The sequence below is a fragment of the Mycobacterium sp. genome, assembly GCF_035623875.1.
Classification (GTDB): domain Bacteria; phylum Actinomycetota; class Actinomycetes; order Mycobacteriales; family Mycobacteriaceae; genus Mycobacterium.
The window spans coordinates 1-4,142 of sequence record NZ_DASPSP010000188.1 but is presented as its reverse complement, the minus strand read 5'-3'; the positions used below and the strand labels follow the sequence as shown (position 1 = coordinate 4,142).

Annotated in this window: 4 protein-coding genes and 1 pseudogene; all 5 read left to right on the top strand. The window is 62.5% G+C overall.

The genetic code is table 11. From position 1 onward, the window contains the following. The coding region (locus VEI45_RS15570; protein ID WP_324854724.1) for a hypothetical protein at nucleotides 1-274 on the top strand (274 nt) is incomplete at its 5' end. Between the two features lie 369 nt (nucleotides 275-643). Then, the gene (locus VEI45_RS15565; protein WP_324854726.1) at nucleotides 644-1,207 is read left to right on the top strand and encodes an HdeD family acid-resistance protein; all 564 of its coding nucleotides are present in this window, start codon (nucleotides 644-646) and stop codon (nucleotides 1,205-1,207) included. A gap of 200 nt (nucleotides 1,208-1,407) precedes the next feature. Continuing rightward, entirely contained in the window at nucleotides 1,408-1,869 is a 462-nt protein-coding gene (locus VEI45_RS15560) for a hypothetical protein (RefSeq protein ID WP_324854722.1), read from the top strand. A 57-nt stretch (nucleotides 1,870-1,926) separates the two neighbouring features. Next, nucleotides 1,927-3,438, top strand: coding sequence for a long-chain fatty acid--CoA ligase (locus VEI45_RS15555; protein WP_324854720.1), 1,512 nt, complete (start codon nucleotides 1,927-1,929; stop codon nucleotides 3,436-3,438). 2 nt (nucleotides 3,439-3,440) lie between these two features. Further along, nucleotides 3,441-4,142: pseudogene (locus VEI45_RS15550) on the top strand (poly(3-hydroxyalkanoate) polymerase); the annotation flags it as partial.

Genomic DNA, 4,142 nt, shown 5'->3' with positions numbered 1-4,142 from the left:
AGCGCCTTTGTCCGACCACACGCGGGGGACTACCATGACTGACCTCGTGGAGCATATCCGACAGATCCTCGACCATCACCACATCGATGACCAACACAACGTCGCGGGCGTTGGATGTGGTTGTGGAGCAGTGAATTTAGCCAATCATCGCAGTCACGTGGCTCAACAGATCGTCGATCGCTTAGAACTGCGTAAGGAAGCGGTCGGTAACAAGACCCGCTATGTGAGTGCATGGTTTGACGACGAGCTGACGAAACTGGAGGGCGCTGAATAGCTCACAGGTCCGATTCGGTCTATTGATTCGGACGATGTGGCGCTAACAGTCCCGGCCCTCACAACAGGGAACGGAACGCTGTCGAGAGCTGTCGCCTTGTGCGCACTGACACCGTTACGTCCGAGAGCTCGTCCGCATCGACATCGACCAGCTCGCGCAGCCGATCGGAACGCCGGCTTCCTCGGCGAGAACTCCGAACAGCCCTGTACTTCTCTAGGTTGTGATCAGACATAACGCATGTATCAGGTCAGATGAAAACGGATAACTAGGTCTCGAACCGCCTTTTGCGAAACCCCACCCGGCAGTGTTCGGACGTGAAACACTTTTGGCATGACTACCCATCCTGCTCATACCCATCCTGCTCATACCCTGGTGCAACGGCTGTGGACGTCGATGATCCTCTTCGGCCTTACGGCCGTGATCCTCGGTGTCGTGATCCTAGTGTGGCCACACAAATCGATCGTTGTGGCTGCCGTTTTGTTCGGGGTGTACCTGGTGCTGTCCGGGCTCGTGCTGGTGTTACTCGCATTCAACGAGCCCTTCGCGGGGGGCGGCATCAGGTTTTTGAACTTTATTAGCGGCGTGGCCTCGGTCATCCTCGGGGTGCTGGCGTTTCGGCACTTTGATGAGGGGTATTGGGCAATTCTCTTACTCGCCATCTGGATTGGGATCGGATTCATCTTCCGTGGTGTGTCGGCGGCGGGAGTGGCGATCAGCGATCGGCAGTTTCCGGGTCGTGGTTGGACGATTTTCTTTGGAGTCATCAGCATGATCGCTGGGATTGTGGTGCTTGCCTATCCGTTCCACTCGATCGCCACATTGGCTCTGGTGGTGGGCATCTGGTTGATTATTCTCGGTGTGATGGAGATCGTTTCCGGGTTTGGCATGCGCAACGATGCGAAGAAGGTCGAAAAACTCATCCCCGCCGCCTGACTCCGCGGCGAGCTCCGGCTATCGCGTTGGGGCGCTCCCCGGCCGGCCGGCCTTCGCCTGATGACCCGGTCGGTTACTACGGCCACCGGCCACCGGCCACAACGCACGCTCGGCTTCGGCTGAGAGGATCCGCGCAGCGCCGATGACTGTCCTCCGCAGCGTGCGACGCAGAATAATCGGTGCGGGAGGCGGGCGCTCCGGTGAATCGCATTGAACGCTCAGCCCGCGAATTCGATCGCTGGCAACAGCATCATCGACCGATCGCCTTCGTCGTGGCGGTGGCCAAGAAATTCGGCGACAATCAAGCCGGCAATCTCGTGGCACTGTTGGCCTACTACGCGTTCCTGGCCACCTTCCCGCTGCTGCTGGCGCTGACGACGATCTTGGGGCTGGTGCTGCGGGATTTCCCACGGCTGCAACGTGATCTGCTCAATTCAGCATTCGCCGGGCCACTGCAACCGGTATTGGACCGGATCAACGTACAGCTGGACGCCGCCGTCAGCGGTTACTGCGCCGGGTCGAGATGGCGGACGGTGACCGCCATCAGGGGAATCACCAGCAAAGCCGCAGTTCGGCGACCGAATGTGGGCAGTCACACCGAAGCGGCGTTGTTGTTGTCCCCGCCAACATTGCGCCTGCGAGGTAGTCAGAAGCACCATTGACAACTGGGCACGGTGAGCCTAAAACCAGGCACCTCAAGTCCATCCCGGAGGCACCTCATGACCAGCCTGAGCACCAATCTCGTCGCAGCCAAAGAGCGCAACCCCAACCGTGTTGCGCTGCGCTGCGACGATCTGCAATTTACCTTCGCCGAGTTCGACGCGGCGGCGGCCCGGGTAGCGACGCTGCTCGAGCAAGCCGGAGTCGAGCCCGGCGACCGGGTGGGCGTGATGCTGCCCAACACCCCCGCATTCGCCATCGCGTTTTACGGGATCATGTATCGCGGCGCCGTCGCGGTCCCGATGAACCCGCTGCTCAAGGCGCGGGAGGTGACCTTCTACCTGTCCAATAGCGGCGCCAAGGCACTGTTCGGGACACCCGCCTTTGCTGACGAGGCCAGCGCCGGTGCAGACGAGGTGGGCGCCCAGTGCTGGATTATCGACGACGCCGGCCTGATGGACCTGATCACCGACCTGCCCGAACAAGAGTCCCCGGTGGAACGCGGTCATGACGACGTCGCGGTTATCTTGCACACCTCCGGAACCACCGGAAAGCCCAAGGGCGCCATGCTCACGCACGGCAACCTGGGCCGCAACGCCGATGTCAGCGTCCGCACCCTCGTCGAAACCGGGCCGGACGACGTGGTGATGGGCTGCCTGCCGCTGTTCCACGTGTTCGGCCTGACCTGTGGCCTCAACGGCGCGGTGCTGGCCGGCGCAACGTTGACCCTCATCCCTCGATTCGAGCCGCGCAAGGCGATCGAGGTGATCGAGCGGGACGCCGTCACGGTGTTCGAGGGCGTGCCGACAATGTATTCGGCGCTGCTCAGCGTGGCGGACCAAGTCGCACCGGAGGCGACGCGCACGCTGCGGGTCTGCGTCTCCGGTGGTGCCGCGATGCCCGTGCAGGTTCTCACCGACTTCGAAAAGGCTTTCGGCTGCACCGTTCTCGAGGGCTACGGGCTGTCCGAGAGCTCACCGGCGGCCGCCTTCAACCATCCGCACCGGGAACGCAAGGTGGGCTCGATCGGTACCCCGATCGAGGGCGTGCAGATGCGGGTCGTCGACTTGGACGGCGCGGAGGTCCCGCAAGGGCAGACCGGCGAGATCCAGATCCGCGGCCACAACGTGATGAAGGGCTACTGGAATCTGCCCGACGCAACCAAGGCCACGATCACAGCGGACGGCTGGCTGGCCACCGGCGACGTCGGACGTGTCGACGAGGACGGCTACTTCTACATCGTCGACCGGACCAAGGACCTGATCATCCGCGGCGGCTACAACGTCTATCCTCGGGAGATCGAGGAAGTGCTCTACGAGCACCCCGCCGTCGCCGAAGCCGCCGTCATCGGAATCCCGCACGACTCGTTGGGTGAGGAAGTTGGCGCGGCCGTCGCGTTGAAGGAGGGGGAATGCGTGGAGCCTGCGGAGTTACGCGACTACGTCAAAGCACGGGTGGCCGCCTACAAGTACCCGCGCCAGGTATGGCTGGTCGACGCCCTGCCCAAGGGACCCACCGGCAAGATCCTGAAACGCGACATCACCTTTCCGACAACTGAAAGCACGCGATAAACATGGCAACCGCCAAGGATCCCACGACCAGAGTCGATGAACTGGCTGCGCCGCTAGACCTGCTCCTCACCAGCGCCACCAAGCCGTTCGCTAGTCGAATGATGCCGAACGCCAACTGGGCCCGCTTCGCCGGCAATCTCGCGCAGCACCCCGGTGCGGTGGCCGACCGGGTCGGCGCGCTGACCCGTGAGCTCGGCAGTATCGCCGCGGGCAGGTCGCACCGCGCTCCGGCACGCGCCGACAAGCGCTTCAGTGACCCTGCGTGGCAGGAGAATCCGCTGCTGCACAGAGTCATGCAGGTGTATCTGGCAGGCTCCGAAACCGCTGAGGAATTGCTTGCCGACGCGCATCTGGATTGGCGCGACAACGAGAAGATGCAGTTCGTCATCGACAACTTCGTGGAAGGCCTGGCGCCGAGCAACAACCCGCTGATCAGTCCGCTCGGCTGGAAGGCGCTGATCGACACTGGCGGTCTTAGCGCGGTACGAGGCGCGAGAGCCTTTGCCCGAGACATGCTTTCGAAGCCCCGGGTGCCGGCGATGGTCGAGCCCGATGCATATGCGGTGGGGGAGAACCTGGCTGTCACCAAAGGGGCCGTCGTACTGCAAACCTCGGTGTTCGAATTGATTCAATACGCCCCGCAGACCCCCAAGGTGCGCGAGATCCCATTGCTCCTGGTGCCGCCGGTGATCAACAAGTACTAC